The organism is Chitinophagaceae bacterium (genome assembly GCA_030053935.1).
Classification (GTDB): domain Bacteria; phylum Bacteroidota; class Bacteroidia; order Cytophagales; family JASGCU01; genus JASGCU01.
On the sequence record JASGCU010000042.1, the window covers coordinates 1 to 12,978 of the forward strand.

The 12,978-nt window shown below is 31.4% G+C and carries 15 protein-coding genes; 11 read left to right on the forward strand and 4 right to left on the reverse strand.

Going from position 1 to position 12,978, the window contains the following annotated elements; translation table 11 throughout:
- Nucleotides 1–43 precede the first annotated feature (43 nt).
- Nucleotides 44–1,315, reverse strand: coding sequence for a hypothetical protein (locus QM536_05725; protein MDI9356507.1), 1,272 nt, complete (start codon nt 1,313–1,315; stop codon nt 44–46).
- Between the two features lie 520 nt (nt 1,316–1,835).
- Between QM536_05725 and rpiB the strand changes: the two genes are divergently transcribed.
- From rpiB to QM536_05770, 9 genes are all read left to right on the forward strand, one after another.
- The gene (gene rpiB / locus QM536_05730) at nt 1,836–2,285 is read left to right on the forward strand and encodes a ribose 5-phosphate isomerase B (GenBank protein MDI9356508.1); all 450 of its coding nucleotides are present in this window, start codon (nt 1,836–1,838) and stop codon (nt 2,283–2,285) included.
- A gap of 61 nt (nt 2,286–2,346) precedes the next feature.
- Nucleotides 2,347–3,060, forward strand: a complete 714-nt coding sequence (locus QM536_05735; protein ID MDI9356509.1) for a YebC/PmpR family DNA-binding transcriptional regulator — start codon at nt 2,347–2,349, stop codon at nt 3,058–3,060.
- Between the two features lie 9 nt (nt 3,061–3,069).
- Nucleotides 3,070–3,699 carry a hypothetical protein gene (locus tag QM536_05740; GenBank protein ID MDI9356510.1) on the forward strand — a complete coding sequence of 210 codons (630 nt, stop codon included), beginning with the start codon at nt 3,070–3,072 and terminating at the stop codon, nt 3,697–3,699.
- 22 nt (nt 3,700–3,721) lie between these two features.
- Nucleotides 3,722–4,435, forward strand: coding sequence for a DUF6089 family protein (locus QM536_05745; GenBank protein MDI9356511.1), 714 nt, complete (start codon nt 3,722–3,724; stop codon nt 4,433–4,435).
- Nucleotides 4,404–5,576: a carboxynorspermidine decarboxylase gene (gene nspC / locus QM536_05750; GenBank protein ID MDI9356512.1), complete on the forward strand. Its 1,173-nt coding sequence runs from the start codon at nt 4,404–4,406 to the stop codon at nt 5,574–5,576. Before QM536_05745 ends, nspC begins: the two co-directional genes overlap by 32 nt.
- A gap of 26 nt (nt 5,577–5,602) precedes the next feature.
- A complete protein-coding gene (locus QM536_05755; GenBank protein ID MDI9356513.1) occupies nt 5,603–6,628 on the forward strand; it encodes a dipeptide epimerase in 1,026 nt (341 codons plus the stop codon).
- Between the two features lie 13 nt (nt 6,629–6,641).
- Complete coding sequence (locus QM536_05760) at nt 6,642–7,502, forward strand: ABC transporter permease (protein ID MDI9356514.1); 861 nt, start codon at nt 6,642–6,644, stop codon at nt 7,500–7,502.
- Nucleotides 7,499–8,095 (forward strand): DUF1684 domain-containing protein, encoded by a 597-nt coding sequence (locus QM536_05765; GenBank protein MDI9356515.1) that lies wholly within the window; start codon nt 7,499–7,501, stop codon nt 8,093–8,095. Before QM536_05760 ends, QM536_05765 begins: the two co-directional genes overlap by 4 nt.
- Before the next feature lie 3 nt (nt 8,096–8,098).
- On the forward strand, nt 8,099–9,244 hold the full coding sequence (locus tag QM536_05770) for an FtsW/RodA/SpoVE family cell cycle protein (GenBank protein MDI9356516.1): 1,146 nt from the start codon (nt 8,099–8,101) through the stop codon (nt 9,242–9,244).
- A 99-nt stretch (nt 9,245–9,343) separates the two neighbouring features.
- Here the strand turns inward: QM536_05770 and QM536_05775 are convergent, their stop codons facing one another.
- Both QM536_05775 and QM536_05780 read right to left on the reverse strand, forming a co-directional pair.
- The gene (locus tag QM536_05775; protein MDI9356517.1) at nt 9,344–9,937 is read right to left on the reverse strand and encodes a hypothetical protein; all 594 of its coding nucleotides are present in this window, start codon (nt 9,935–9,937) and stop codon (nt 9,344–9,346) included.
- A 10-nt stretch (nt 9,938–9,947) separates the two neighbouring features.
- On the reverse strand, nt 9,948–10,316 hold the full coding sequence (locus QM536_05780; GenBank protein MDI9356518.1) for a hypothetical protein: 369 nt from the start codon (nt 10,314–10,316) through the stop codon (nt 9,948–9,950).
- 105 nt (nt 10,317–10,421) lie between these two features.
- Here QM536_05780 and QM536_05785 point away from each other — a divergent pair, with 105 nt between their 5' ends.
- Nucleotides 10,422–10,814, forward strand: a complete 393-nt coding sequence (locus QM536_05785) for an HIT family protein (protein ID MDI9356519.1) — start codon at nt 10,422–10,424, stop codon at nt 10,812–10,814.
- The gene (porQ, locus tag QM536_05790) at nt 10,811–11,875 is read left to right on the forward strand and encodes a type IX secretion system protein PorQ (protein ID MDI9356520.1); all 1,065 of its coding nucleotides are present in this window, start codon (nt 10,811–10,813) and stop codon (nt 11,873–11,875) included. The genes QM536_05785 and porQ overlap by 4 nt, the downstream gene beginning before the upstream one ends.
- A gap of 50 nt (nt 11,876–11,925) precedes the next feature.
- Here the strand turns inward: porQ and QM536_05795 are convergent, their stop codons facing one another.
- The gene (locus tag QM536_05795; protein MDI9356521.1) at nt 11,926–12,876 is read right to left on the reverse strand and encodes a tetratricopeptide repeat protein; all 951 of its coding nucleotides are present in this window, start codon (nt 12,874–12,876) and stop codon (nt 11,926–11,928) included.
- Nucleotides 12,877–12,978 lie beyond the last annotated feature (102 nt).

Here is a 12,978-nt window from a genome sequence, read left to right on the forward strand (position 1 = left end):
TAAAGAAATATTTTTTAATTGAGCATCTATAAAAGATATTTATTTAATCACATTTATTTTCTTTTATTTTGCTGTCGATCTCTGCTTGTTTGGTATTATCTTTTAAAATATAGTATATCCTATTTATATTGTATAATAGTTGACATTCTATAGAATTGATTTTCATTGCTTTTTCAAAATAGGGGAGAGAAAGAATCATTACTTTTTTTACATCTTCCTCTACTTTTGCTACCTCTTTTTCTAATTGTATCATCTCGTTATCTAACTTCTTTTTTTCAGCTGGGTTTTTAGATGCTTTGAATTTCAATCTTATTTTATCTGATTTGTCTTCAATTTCTATTTTTTGTTTTTGAATGAGTATACCTTCATTATAATACAAAACGCCTATATTATAGAGTGCAGAATAGTTTTCGGGGTCTAATTCTAATGTTTTTATATATGATTCCTTTGCCTTGTTAAACCAAATATTTGCATTTCCTTGGTCATCATTTTTCAAATAATTACTGGCTGTTTGGTCATATAATATAGATAGATTTAATCTATAACTTACATTATTAGGATTCTGCGTTAGTGATTTTTCTATCTTTTCTATTGCTTCGTCTAATCTATTAAGGGTAAGATATAAGTTTATTTCTTCCTTAGCAAAGTCCGCATTAAGAGGGTATTTTTCTTTTGCTTTTCCTAATATTTCTAATGCTTTCTCATCTTGTTTTTCACTTCTGAGAAGATTAATATAGTATGTAAAAACATCTTCATTTGCTTTGTTTATATCCACTAATTGAGAATAAAACTGCATCGCTTCGGGATATAACTTTGCTTGTTGTGCCATTATAGCCCCATTCAAAAGAGAAAGCGTATCGTTGGGTTTTATCTGTTGTGCTATAGCAAATTGTTTATATCCGTTGATATAATCTTTACTATTATTGTATTCTACCCCCTTATTAATTGCTTTTCCCCACATAAGTTCTATTTCTTGACGCATGGTTTCATAGTCAAGATTTGAGGGCTTCATAAGGCTCAGAGCTTTTCTGTATGAATCTGCCGCTTCTTTCCCCGCGTTTTGAGAAAGATTTTGTATTGCAGGATCATCACTGTTATAAATAGCCCCATAAATATCTCCTCTTGTTTTCCATGCTGCCGGCTTCTGTGCTTGCTTTTCTATTTTTATCACAGAATCTATTTCTAATTTAGCACCTGCGATATCTGGTTTTACCAAAAGATTTTGTGCTCTAAACAAACTACCTTTTTGCCCATATACAGCTGTGCTTAAAAGAATAGTAAAAAATATTCCTAAAAACAATAATGCTCTATTCATTTTGATGTATTTAATTATTTTATATGATATGTAAGTTTAATTTTAATAAATAATAAAATTCTTTAAAAATTATTTTTGATAAATTAGTTTTCTATTTACTTTTTTAACAATCTATTCTTTTTTTTATGTAATAACATTCTTTTTTTTATTAAAAAATTAAAAATAATAGATTAAATACCTTGTTTTTTTAATATAATACTCCTTAAAATAGAGATAAAAAATATCCAAACACCCGGTCTGTTTATATAATGAATTACTTGTTTTACATGCGTAGAAGTTTTTGTTAATGACTATTATGCTGTACGTATCCTAAAAATATTTTCATTTCTTCGTTTTTTTTTAGTATTAAAATATAATCTACACTTAAAAATCGTGGTATCTGTTGATTGAAGTATAAGATTGCAAGTAAAAAAAATGAGGAAATGGATTTTTTTTGAGAAAAAGAGAAGGAAATGTAAAAGTTTCTAAAAAAATATATCTTTGTAAAAACATATTTTTTTTCACTCACTCATACATTACAATGCTGAATACAATATCTATAGGTAGTGACCATGCGGGCTTTGAGTACAAACAAAGCATTATCTCTTTTCTTCAAACAAAAAAATATATTATAAAGGACTTCGGAACTTATAGTATGGATTCGGTAGATTATCCCGATTTTGCACATCCTGTGTCCTCTTCTGTTGTCCAAAAAGAATATTCATTTGGAATACTTATTTGTGGTAGCGGGAATGGGGTAGCTATTACGGCTAATAAATATAATGGTATAAGAGCAGCAATCTGTTGGAATGAAGAACTTTCTATTCTTGCGAGGCAACATAACGATGCTAATATACTTTGTATCCCTGCAAGATTTGTTTCCATAGAAATGGCACTTCGTATAGTAACATTATTTTTAGAGACCCCTTTTGAACAAGGAAGGCATAAAAAAAGAGTAGAAAAAATTAATAAAAACAATACTTTCCTATAAAAAATTATATTTACTATTTGTATAACTTTTTTGAAAATTTACATACATAAATTAAAAAAATATGGGACGTGCATTTGAGTACCGAAAAGCGAGAAAATTAAAACGATGGGGAATGATGGCAAAGACCTTTACCCGCATAGGAAAAGATATTGCTATTGCCGTAAAGAATGGGGGAGTGGATCCTCATACCAATGCTCGGCTGCGAGCGGCAATCCAAAATGCCAAAACAGCAAATATGCCAAAAGAAAATATTGAGAGGGCTATTAAAAAAGCATCTTCCAAGGATGAAAAAGAGTATAAAGAAATTGTTTATGAGGGATACGGTCCTCATAAAGTAGCCATAATTATTGAAACCGCTACAGATAATCCCACTCGCACAGTTGCCAATATCAGAAACTATCTTACCAAATGCGGAGGGAGTTTAGGCACTACGGGTTCTCTTGATTTTCTTTTTGAAAGAAGATGTATTTTTAAGATACACAAAGATGAAAGTATTCATGTAGAAGATTTGGAACTCGCAGGCATAGATTCGGGAGTAGAAGAGGTAGAATTAGAGGAAAATAACACTATTATTTTAGGCGGAAAGTTTGAATCCTATAATCTTATCCAAAAATTTATAGAAGAACAACATTACCAAATTATAAGTTCAGAATTTGAAAGAATTCCTCTTACTACGAAGCAAATCTCTCAAGAACAAGAAGAGGACTTACAGAAACTCTTCTCTAAATTAGAGGAGGACGAGGATGTGCAAAATTATTTTCATAACAGTAATTAAAGATTTTTTATGAGGCAGTATCTGTTTCTTTTTTTTTTATGTACTATTTTCAATGGGTATTGTCAGTATATTCCTTCAGATTATTGGCATGAAGGGTTTGTCATAACTCTTGAATATAATGACACCTTATCGGGTTCTATAAAATACGATTTATCTCAAAATATTATACAGATAAAAAAAAGAGATAAAATAGCCACCGTAAGTAGTAGAAATATTTTATATTATAAGATATTTGACGAAAAGAATAAATATTATCGTATATTTTATTCTCTTGACTTTTCTACGGAATCTGGTTATAAAGTCCCCATGTTTTTTGAACTTATTCAAGAAGGAAGGATTAGTTTGTTAGCCCGAGAGTATATAGTTTCTGAAAATATAAGTTCTTTCGCTAACCCATACTCAAATTATGGAAATACAAATAGAAAAAGAGTGGAATATACTTTTTATCTTTTAAATAAAGTAGGTGATATAACTATTTTTAAAGGGAGCAAAAAAGAGATGTCTCCTATAATGGAAGATAAATGGAAAGAAGTCGAAACATATATAAAGCAAAATAATCTATCTTACAATACTCTTTCGGATGTTACAAAAATAATTTCGTATTATAACTCTCTTTATCAAATTAACTATCAAGAATAATATTTTTCATTTACTATTTATTATGAATAACAGAGATGTTTTTGGAAGAGTAATCACTATTTTTTTTACATTTTTTTTTATGCTTATTGTCCGTACTACCCGATGCCAGCATATAGAATTTGGAACGGGGATAGGAGCTTTAGGTTATATTGGCGATATAAATAGAGGTGTATATCCTAAAAATTTTAGCTTAGGGGTTGATGTTTTATTCCGAGCGAATCACAGTAATGTAGTGAGTACTCGATATTCTTTATTAGTAGGGGGGTTGCAGGGGAGTGATGATAATTTTGTAGATATATTAGGAAAAAAAAGAGGTTCGTCTTTCAAAACAAGTATAACAGAAGTTTCGGGAGTTATGGAATATTATTTTTTAGATTACAAAAATATCCATTCTCCTATTAGATGGTCTCCTTATCTCTTTGGAGGATTGAGTTTTTTTCATATTCCAAGGGAAGAAAATAATTTTTTGAGCAATGTTCGTTTTGGGATTCCTTTTGGAATTGGTTTTAAACAGCTCATAGGACAAAAATATGCAATAAGTATAGAAGGAGGACTGAGAAAATTATTTACGGATGATATAGACGGAGTATCTGATGGTTCTGTTTATATAAAAAATTATCAATACGGGAATCCCAATGACAATGATTGGTATTATTTTATAGGTATTTCTTTTGTATATATTTTATATAATACTCGTTGTAATTATGAATATAAACCTGTACACTATAGACAATAAGATGATAGATTTTTCCCTTGTTCCTTCCCCTTGTTATGTAATGGATGAGTTTTTGCTCCGTAAAAATTTAGAGTTAATGCACTCTATTCAAGAGAGAGCAGGAGTAAAAATAATATTGGCACTCAAAGGGTTTGCTCTCTGGGGAGCTTTTAGAAAGATAAAAGAGTATTTACCAGGGGCAACCGCAAGTTCTCTTCACGAAGCCATGCTTTGTTGGGAAGAGATGGGGGTAAAACCCCACACTTACTGCGTAGCTTACAGAGAAGAAGATTTTGATACAATAGCATCTCTCAGCAGCCACATTACTTTTAATTCTATTTCTCAGTATAATACATTCAAAAATAGATTAAAAACCCTATCGTCTAAAGTTTCCTGTGGTTTACGAATAAACCCCGAATGCTCGGACGTAAAATATGATATTTACAATCCCTCTTCCCCTCAATCCCGATTAGGTATAACCATTGAAACATTTCCTGATACAATACCTGATGGAATAGAAGGTCTCCACTTTCATACCCTTTGCGAATCCAATTCTTACTCTTTAGAAAGAGTAATGGAATCTGTAGAAAAAAAATTTAGCTGTTTTTTAAAAAATATTCGTTGGATAAACATGGGAGGAGGGCATCTTATGACAGATAGCAATTACCATGTAGAACATCTTATAGATATTTTACAAAAATTTAGAAACAAATGGGGAATAGAAATTATTTTGGAACCTGGTGGCGCAGTAGCATGGGAGACAGGTTTTTTAGTAGTAAAAATATTAGATATTGTAGAAAACGGAGGAGTAAAAACGGCAATTTTAGATACTTCTTTTTCCTGCCACATGTCCGATTTTTTAGATATGGGCAACAAACCAAAGATAAAAAATGCTTTCACAGAACCCATACCTCATGGTATCCCATACAGGATGGGAGGGGTTACGTGTTTAGCAGGTGATTTTATGGGAGATTATTATTTTCAAAAGCCCCTTCAAATAGGAGAAAATATTATTTTTGAAGATATGATACACTATACTATGGTAAAAACAACCACTTTTAACGGTATAAAACACCCTTCTATTGCCATTTGGAGAGAAAACAACACTTTAGATATAATAAAACAATTCGGTTACGAAGATTACAAAAACAGATTGTCATAACTAACCATTAATTTTTATCACTCTTTATGATACAATTAAAAATACATCTCTTTACATTAGTGCTAAAACAAAAATTTACTATTTCATACCACTCACGCGATACTCAAAATACACTCATAGTAGAGTTAGAAAAAAACGGTATAAAAGGATTTGGGGAAGCGACAGAAAATTCATATTATCAGGTCAGCACTGATGATATGATACATCAGATAGAGTCAGTAAGAGAAATAATAGAAATGTATGAGTGGAAAGATCCCAATACATTCTACAATATTTTACAACAAACTCATAAGCTCAGTTCCTTTGCACTATGTGCTTTAGATATGGCTTTTTATGATTTATTTACAAAAATTATAGGAAAACCACTCTATAAATTTTTAGGATTAGATATTTCTGCTCCTCTTATTCATACCAATTATACGATAGGATTAGATAGTATAGAAGTGATGAAACAAAAAATGAGAGATACCCCTTGGGATATTTATAAAATTAAATTAGGAACTACTCAAGACATCAACATTATAAAAGAATTGAGAAATTGTACCTCAGCAATATTTCGGGTAGATGCAAATGGTGCTTGGGGAAAAGAAGAAACTATAGCGAATAGTAGATTATTAGCAGCTTTAGGAGTAGAATTTATAGAACAACCCATGAAAGCAGAAACCCTAGAAGAAATGGAAATAGTTTATAAAAACAGTGAGCTTCCTATTATAGCAGATGAAAGTTGTGTAAAAGAAGAAGACGTTTCTACCTGTCATAAAAAATTTCATGGAATTAATATTAAACTTACGAAATGTGGCGGCATAACCCCCGCTCTCAGTATGATAAAAAAAGCAAGAGCATTAGATTTAAAAGTGATGGTAGGATGTATGACAGAAAGCACTGTTGGAATATCTGCCATAGCGCATTTAGTTCCACTTTTAGATTATGTAGATATGGATGGAGCATTGCTTCTCAAAGAAGAAAGTGATCCCGCAAATGGTGTCCAAATAACATCAAAAAAAATTATATACCCCGATGTAAATGGGACAGGAGTCACTTTAAAAATATAAAAAAAATAACAATATGAAAGAATTACAAAAAGAAGAAGAAAATTGGGATATAGTAATCCATGCAAATAAAAAAGTAGTATCTTTACGTTTACGAGATACTTGGAGGTATAGAGACTTATTATTTTTGTTGACCCGAAGGGATTTCGTAGCTTTTTATAAGCAGACAGTTTTTGGTCCTGTTTGGTTTTTTGCCCAACCCATTTTTATGACCATTACTTATGTGTTTATATTTGGACGACTTGCGGGGATGGGAACAGATGGCATACCTCATACATTATTTTATTTGACGGGAGTAACCGCTTGGACTTTTTTCTCGGAGTGCTTTACCAAAACATCCACAGTATTCAGAGATAATGCTTCTATGTTCGGTAAAGTATATTTTCCCAGAATAATAATGCCTTTAAGTATAGTGCTTTCTACTTTTATTAAATTTATCGTGCAGTTTATACTCTTGTTGGGAGTATATGTTTATTATATTATAAATGGTATGGACATAGCATTCACTTGGTATACTCTTTGTTTGCCCATTATTCTCATACTGATAGCAATGCAAGGATTAGGATTAGGAATGCTTATTTCGTCTATGACTACAAAATATAAAGACCTTTCATTTTTAGTCACCTTTGGAATCCAAATCTTAATGTATGCAACCCCTGTGGTATACTCTCTTTCGGGCATGTCGGAAAGAGGACGTTTTTTTTTGATGTTTAATCCTATGACATATCTTTTAGAAGGATTTAGAAAGTGCCTCTTGGGAATAGGTATCTTTAACGTATATAATCTCATGGTAGTGATGGGTATTTCAGGGATTATTTTGTTGCTTGGGGTTATTATTTTTAATAAAATGGAAAAAAATTTTATAGATACCGTATGAAAAAATACTATATTACATCGTTTATTTTTGTATTAATAGGAGTGGGAATATATTTTTTTTATCCCAATGAACAATATTACAAGACACTTATTTACAAAGAACGAGAGGAGAAAAATACCTTTATGCGTTCATCAGACAATTCACCGCTGAAAGGAAAAGATTTAAAAAAACTTCACTACTATCCCGTAGATATTTCTTATCGTGTTCTTTCCAAAGTCCATTTTTTAAAAAAAAAAAATTTCATAGAAGTTATGAGTAGTGATAATAACACTGTTTTTTTTGAAAAAATTGCTTCGGTAGAGTTTTATTTAAAGGGAAAAACACATTCACTCATCCTTTTGAAAAACACAGATTCTCAAGAATATTTTATTCCATTTTTAGATTCCACCAATGAAACAGAAACATATACGGGAGGAAGGTATCTACCCGTAGAAATAAAAAAAAATACCAAAGAAATATTGTTAGATTTTAATAAAGCATACAATCCCTATTGTCACTACGATAGCACTTACACTTGCCCCATTCCTCCCGCAGAAAATTTTATACAAGCATACATACGGGCAGGCGAAAAATTATACACATTTATCCATTAAAAAATGAATACATTTATTCAAAAATATTTCCAAGGAGACCGCGTGATATGGCTCATATTTTCTTTTCTCTGTATGTTCAGTATAGTTATTGTATACAGTGCATCGGGGACGATGAGTTTTAGAAAAACAGGTGATACAGAATATTTTCTTTTCAAACATATAATAACCACCGTGATATGCTTTTTATCTGCTTGGGTAACCCACAGAATTGACCATAGAATGTACCTAAAACTCTCTCATTTTACTCTCTTAATATCTATAGCTTTACTTATTATCACTTGGCAATCAGGAACTATCATTAATAACGCATCTCGATGGCTTACCATTCCATTCATTAATCAAAAATTTCAACCATCAGACATAGCAAAGTTAGCACTTTTTGTAAAAGTTTCTCTGATACTCGCAAAACATCAAGAGGATGAAGAATCTATCAAAAAAACATTCATTCCCTTGCTATTTTGGATATGTATTATTTGCGGAATTATTGCCCTTGCCAACTTCTCTACAGCTATTTTAATCTTTTTTACATGTATGGTGATTATGTTTTTTGGGCGAATACCTCATAGATATTTAGGACGTCTGTTTTTATTCGGAATAGTAGTCGCTTCCATATCACTGATTTGGGGGGAAAGAGGGGAAACAGTAAAAAAAAGAATAACCGCATTTATACCCATCATTACCAATAGCGATAGTATTCCTTACCAAGCCACAAATTCTTACATAGCCATAGCAAATGGAGGATATTTCGGTGAAGGATTGGTCAATAGCACTCAAAAAAACACCCTCCCACACTCCCCATCTGATTTTATTTATGCTATTATAATAGAAGAATTGGGACTGCTCGGAGGAGTGGTTATTATTTTTGCTTACTTAGCTCTTTTTTACAGAGGGATGATTATATTTATAAAATCGGAAAGCACATACGGAGGTTTTTTAAGTGCTGCTCTCAGCTTTTGTATAGTATTACAAGCCATGATTCACATAGGAGTAACGGTAGGGTTAGGTCCTATAACAGGTCTTCCGCTGCCTCTTATAAGTATGGGAGGAACTTCGCAAATTTTTATGGGGGTAGGAGTAGGTATGATACTGAGTGTGAGCAGAAGTAATGAAACAACAACACAAAGCATAGAAGAAGAAAAACTTTCATAGATAGAAGAAATCTTCCGAATATTCAATTACCTTTTTCTACTTAACATAATGTAAATTATATAACAAAAAATGAACTTTTTTTACATATTTTTTTTTATATTATTCCACCGTTAGTGTTTCTAAAATTTTTTCTAAAGAATCGTAATTTTTATATCCTATTTTTTCTTCGTACCCACTGTTGAGACAGATACCTGATATTCGTTTTTTTTCTACATATTCTGTTATTATGGGTTCTGAAAAATTCTCTGATAGGAGAATTTTATACGGAGATTGCTTTAGATATTGTTTGATTGCCTGTTCATCTCCATTGTGTTCAGCAATAATTACATAATTAATAGCAGGTGAAAATGGTAAGACAAATAGTTTTTCTAAAGGCAATTTTAGGATAAGAGGAATATTTGTTTTTTCTAACATGGGAATAAGTTCATCATCATCTGTTTCTAAAAAATCTAAAACATATCTTGATAGACAATTATGTTGGAATATATCTTGAGCAATGGGTTTATATATTTCCCCTACAAAAGAAACCCCTGCTACCCAGGAAGTAATCTCTATAAATTTTTGTGGGTTTATATAATCTAGGGAGGACTCGTGGATATTAAATCCTAAAAAACGGACTCCCATAGCAGATGCATATCGGGCATCGCTTAAATTAGTGACAGTATTTATTTTTACCAATGTCTTGAGTATCATTTTTTGAGTTTTATAGGGTAGAAAATGGTAAAAAAATAAAGTCCTTGTATTTTTTTTCTGTATTAATTATAAATAAACAGGCATATTCTTCGGGATTTTTATAGATTTCTAAAAATTTTTGTGTATCTATAATAAATTTTCTTTCCACAAACTCTTCCAATCTGCTTGCAAAATAGTAATGGCTTGTCTTCGCTTCCTCTTGAGTAATAAATAAAATACCTATATTGACTTCTGTAGGGGAAACAATAAAAATAGGGTGTTCTGAAATTCTTTGTATTCTTATTCGAGAAGATGCCTCCTGGAGAGAACTCGCTACCTCTAAAAAATCTTTCTCAATAATATGAATGTATTCTGTGTCTAATAAAAGGTTTTGATGCATAAAAATAATAATAAAACATACAATTATAATAAGAAAAATGTATATTAAGTTTTTTTTTGTAATTTAGAATTTTTCATAGTAATAATTATATAATAATATAAAAATATGTCTACTATTTTCAGTAAAATAATAAAAAGAGAGATACCTGCTTATATTGTGTGTGAGGATGATAATTTTATTGCTTTTTTAGATGTGAATCCTTTAGTATTGGGACATTGCTTGGTTGTTCCTAAAAAAGAAATAGATTATATATTTGATCAAGAAGATTTTGTTTTAGAAAATATATTGCTTTTTGCAAAAAAAATAGCAAAGGCAATAGAAAAATCTATCCCTTGTCGTCGTGTATGTCTGTCTATAATAGGATTGGAGGTTCCGCATACCCATTTGCATCTTGTACCTGTGAATAGTATGGCAGATATGAATTTTAGTAAGACGAAGCTCATTTTTTCAAAAGAGGAAATGTACTCCATCACAGAAAAAATAAAGCAGCATTTATGAATTATATCCTTTTTATAAAAAAAAACTTTTCACTGATATATTTTTTCTTTTTTTCTACCGTTATATTTTTTGTTTGTAAACATCCTTCACAAGGGCAATCTATAACGGATACCTATAGGTTTCTACAAATCCCTATTGGCAGTCGTCAGGCGGCTTTAGGGGGGCATAATATTTCTTTGAGCTATGGGAATTTGAGTTTAGTATATTCCAATCCCGCTCTTTTAGATTCTGTTCCTCACAATAGCATTACTTATCAATATACGTATTACTTTGTAAGTAGTTCTTTTCATCACTTTGCATATAATTATTCTTTGAAAGAATGGGGCAATATAGCATTGGGATTGGTAAATTTTGGTTATGGTAGTTTTACGGGTTATGATATATATGGAAACCAGCAGGGTAATTTTTCTGTAGACCAGACGGGAGTAAAAGTTTCTTATAGCAATAGAAAAGGGCATTTTGTGATGGGGGTATCTGCTCAGTATGTCTCTGATAATATTGCCTCTTACTATTCTAATGGGCTTTTGTTTGATATAGGTAGCACATTTGATATGTTGGGTAACAAAATTATAATAGGAATTTGTTTCAAAAACATAGGATGGATTCTCAAAAACTATACCAATAGGGAGCTGATTGTTCCTTTTGATATGCAATTAGGTATTACTTTTAAGCCCGAGAAACTCCCCATAAGGTTTTCTATTACGGGAACAGACCTTATTTTTTTTAGGAAACTTTATTACGATCCTTCGGGTAAGATCATCTCTAAAACTTATTCTCCTGGTGTTGTGCGAAATGTGCTTCAGCACATATCTTTTGGAGCGGAGATACTTATTAAAAAAAGTGTCATCATAATGCTCGGATATAATTATAAAGCAAACCAAGAACTCAGTAATGAAAACAGTTTTGCTTTTTTAGGTATTTCAGGCGGACTATCTGTCAAAATAAAAGCAATGGAGTTGTCTGTTGCTATTGCCAATTACCATACTTCTGTCATAAACTTTCATGTAGGGCTACAGTATAAACTTCCTTCTTTACTCAAAAAGAGGTATACTCACATTTGAGTGCAAAAATAACTTCCTTGGGTTTTAAACCTATTTTTTCTAATATGTTTTTAAAAAATCCGTTTGAGAGCTTCCACATAATCTTTGAAAGCTCCTGTATAATCTGCTATCTCTATTTTTACTCTTGCTCGATAATAATAAGGTTTTGGTTTTGTTCCGTTCAGTTTTATGGACTGGTTCAGGTCATCCATTGCTGCTTTATAGTTTTGTAGGGTATAATTTACTTTCCCTCTAAAATAAAAAATATCTGCATCTTTGGGGCTAAGCTTTATTGCTTGGTTAAAGTTCTGTATTGCCTCCATATATTCTTGTAGTGTATATTTTACTTTTCCTATAAAATAATAAGTATTCGCATCTCGTGGTTCGATTTTTAGGGATTGGTTAAAGTCCTCTATAGCTCCTTTGTAATCTTTTAGTGCATCTTTTACAATACCTTTACCGTAATAACCTGGGGCATATTGAGTATTGATTCTGATTGCCTGATTAAAATCTTCCATTGCTTCCGTATACCTTTTTAAGCGATATTTTGCAATTCCTCGATTCATAAAGGTGTGTGTGTTGTGAGGATTGATTTCTATTGCTTTCGTATAATCAGCTATTGCTCCTTTATAATCTAATAGTTTACTTTTAGCAATTCCCCGACTAGAATAAGCTCCTTCATAGCGTGGGTTCAGGGTAATAGTTTGGGTAATATCCTCTACAGCTCCTTTATAATCTTTGAGTTTTGTTTTTGCAATTCCCCTTTTGTAAAAAACTTCTGCGTGTTCAGGTTTCTCTTCTATTGCTTGAGTATAACTTTGTATCGCTCCCGTATAGTCTTTCAATCTCATTTGTTTCAGTGCTTCTAACATGTATTTTTCTGCTGTCATACTATTTGTAATTGAGTTAATGAGTATGTTCTTAAATGGATTGGTTTTTATTGCTTTCGTATAATCAGCTATCGCTCCTTTATAGTTCAATAGTTTTTTTTGTAAAAGTTTTACCAGCATAAGGCGGTTCATTTTGAGAGTTCATCTTAATGCTTGGGTAAGATACTCTATTGCTCCTTTATAATCTTTGAGTTCAGTTTTTACATATCCTCTACTCTACATATCCTCTACTCT

Bases quoted from the DNA above. Each gene is read 5' to 3' on its own strand.
- QM536_05725 (MDI9356507.1), bottom strand. From the start codon at position 1,315: ATGAATAGAGCATTATTGTTTTTAGGAATATTTTTTACTATTCTTTTA.
- rpiB (MDI9356508.1), top strand. From the start codon at position 1,836: ATGCTGAATACAATATCTATAGGTAGTGACCATGCGGGCTTTGAGTAC.
- QM536_05735 (MDI9356509.1), top strand. From the start codon at position 2,347: ATGGGACGTGCATTTGAGTACCGAAAAGCGAGAAAATTAAAACGATGG.
- QM536_05740 (MDI9356510.1), top strand. From the start codon at position 3,070: ATGAGGCAGTATCTGTTTCTTTTTTTTTTATGTACTATTTTCAATGGG.
- QM536_05745 (MDI9356511.1), top strand. From the start codon at position 3,722: ATGAATAACAGAGATGTTTTTGGAAGAGTAATCACTATTTTTTTTACA.
- nspC (MDI9356512.1), top strand. From the start codon at position 4,404: ATGAATATAAACCTGTACACTATAGACAATAAGATGATAGATTTTTCC.
- QM536_05755 (MDI9356513.1), top strand. From the start codon at position 5,603: ATGATACAATTAAAAATACATCTCTTTACATTAGTGCTAAAACAAAAA.
- QM536_05760 (MDI9356514.1), top strand. From the start codon at position 6,642: ATGAAAGAATTACAAAAAGAAGAAGAAAATTGGGATATAGTAATCCAT.
- QM536_05765 (MDI9356515.1), top strand. From the start codon at position 7,499: ATGAAAAAATACTATATTACATCGTTTATTTTTGTATTAATAGGAGTG.
- QM536_05770 (MDI9356516.1), top strand. From the start codon at position 8,099: ATGAATACATTTATTCAAAAATATTTCCAAGGAGACCGCGTGATATGG.
- QM536_05775 (MDI9356517.1), bottom strand. From the start codon at position 9,937: ATGATACTCAAGACATTGGTAAAAATAAATACTGTCACTAATTTAAGC.
- QM536_05780 (MDI9356518.1), bottom strand. From the start codon at position 10,316: ATGCATCAAAACCTTTTATTAGACACAGAATACATTCATATTATTGAG.
- QM536_05785 (MDI9356519.1), top strand. From the start codon at position 10,422: ATGTCTACTATTTTCAGTAAAATAATAAAAAGAGAGATACCTGCTTAT.
- porQ (MDI9356520.1), top strand. From the start codon at position 10,811: ATGAATTATATCCTTTTTATAAAAAAAAACTTTTCACTGATATATTTT.
- QM536_05795 (MDI9356521.1), bottom strand. From the start codon at position 12,876: ATGAACCGCCTTATGCTGGTAAAACTTTTACAAAAAAAACTATTGAAC.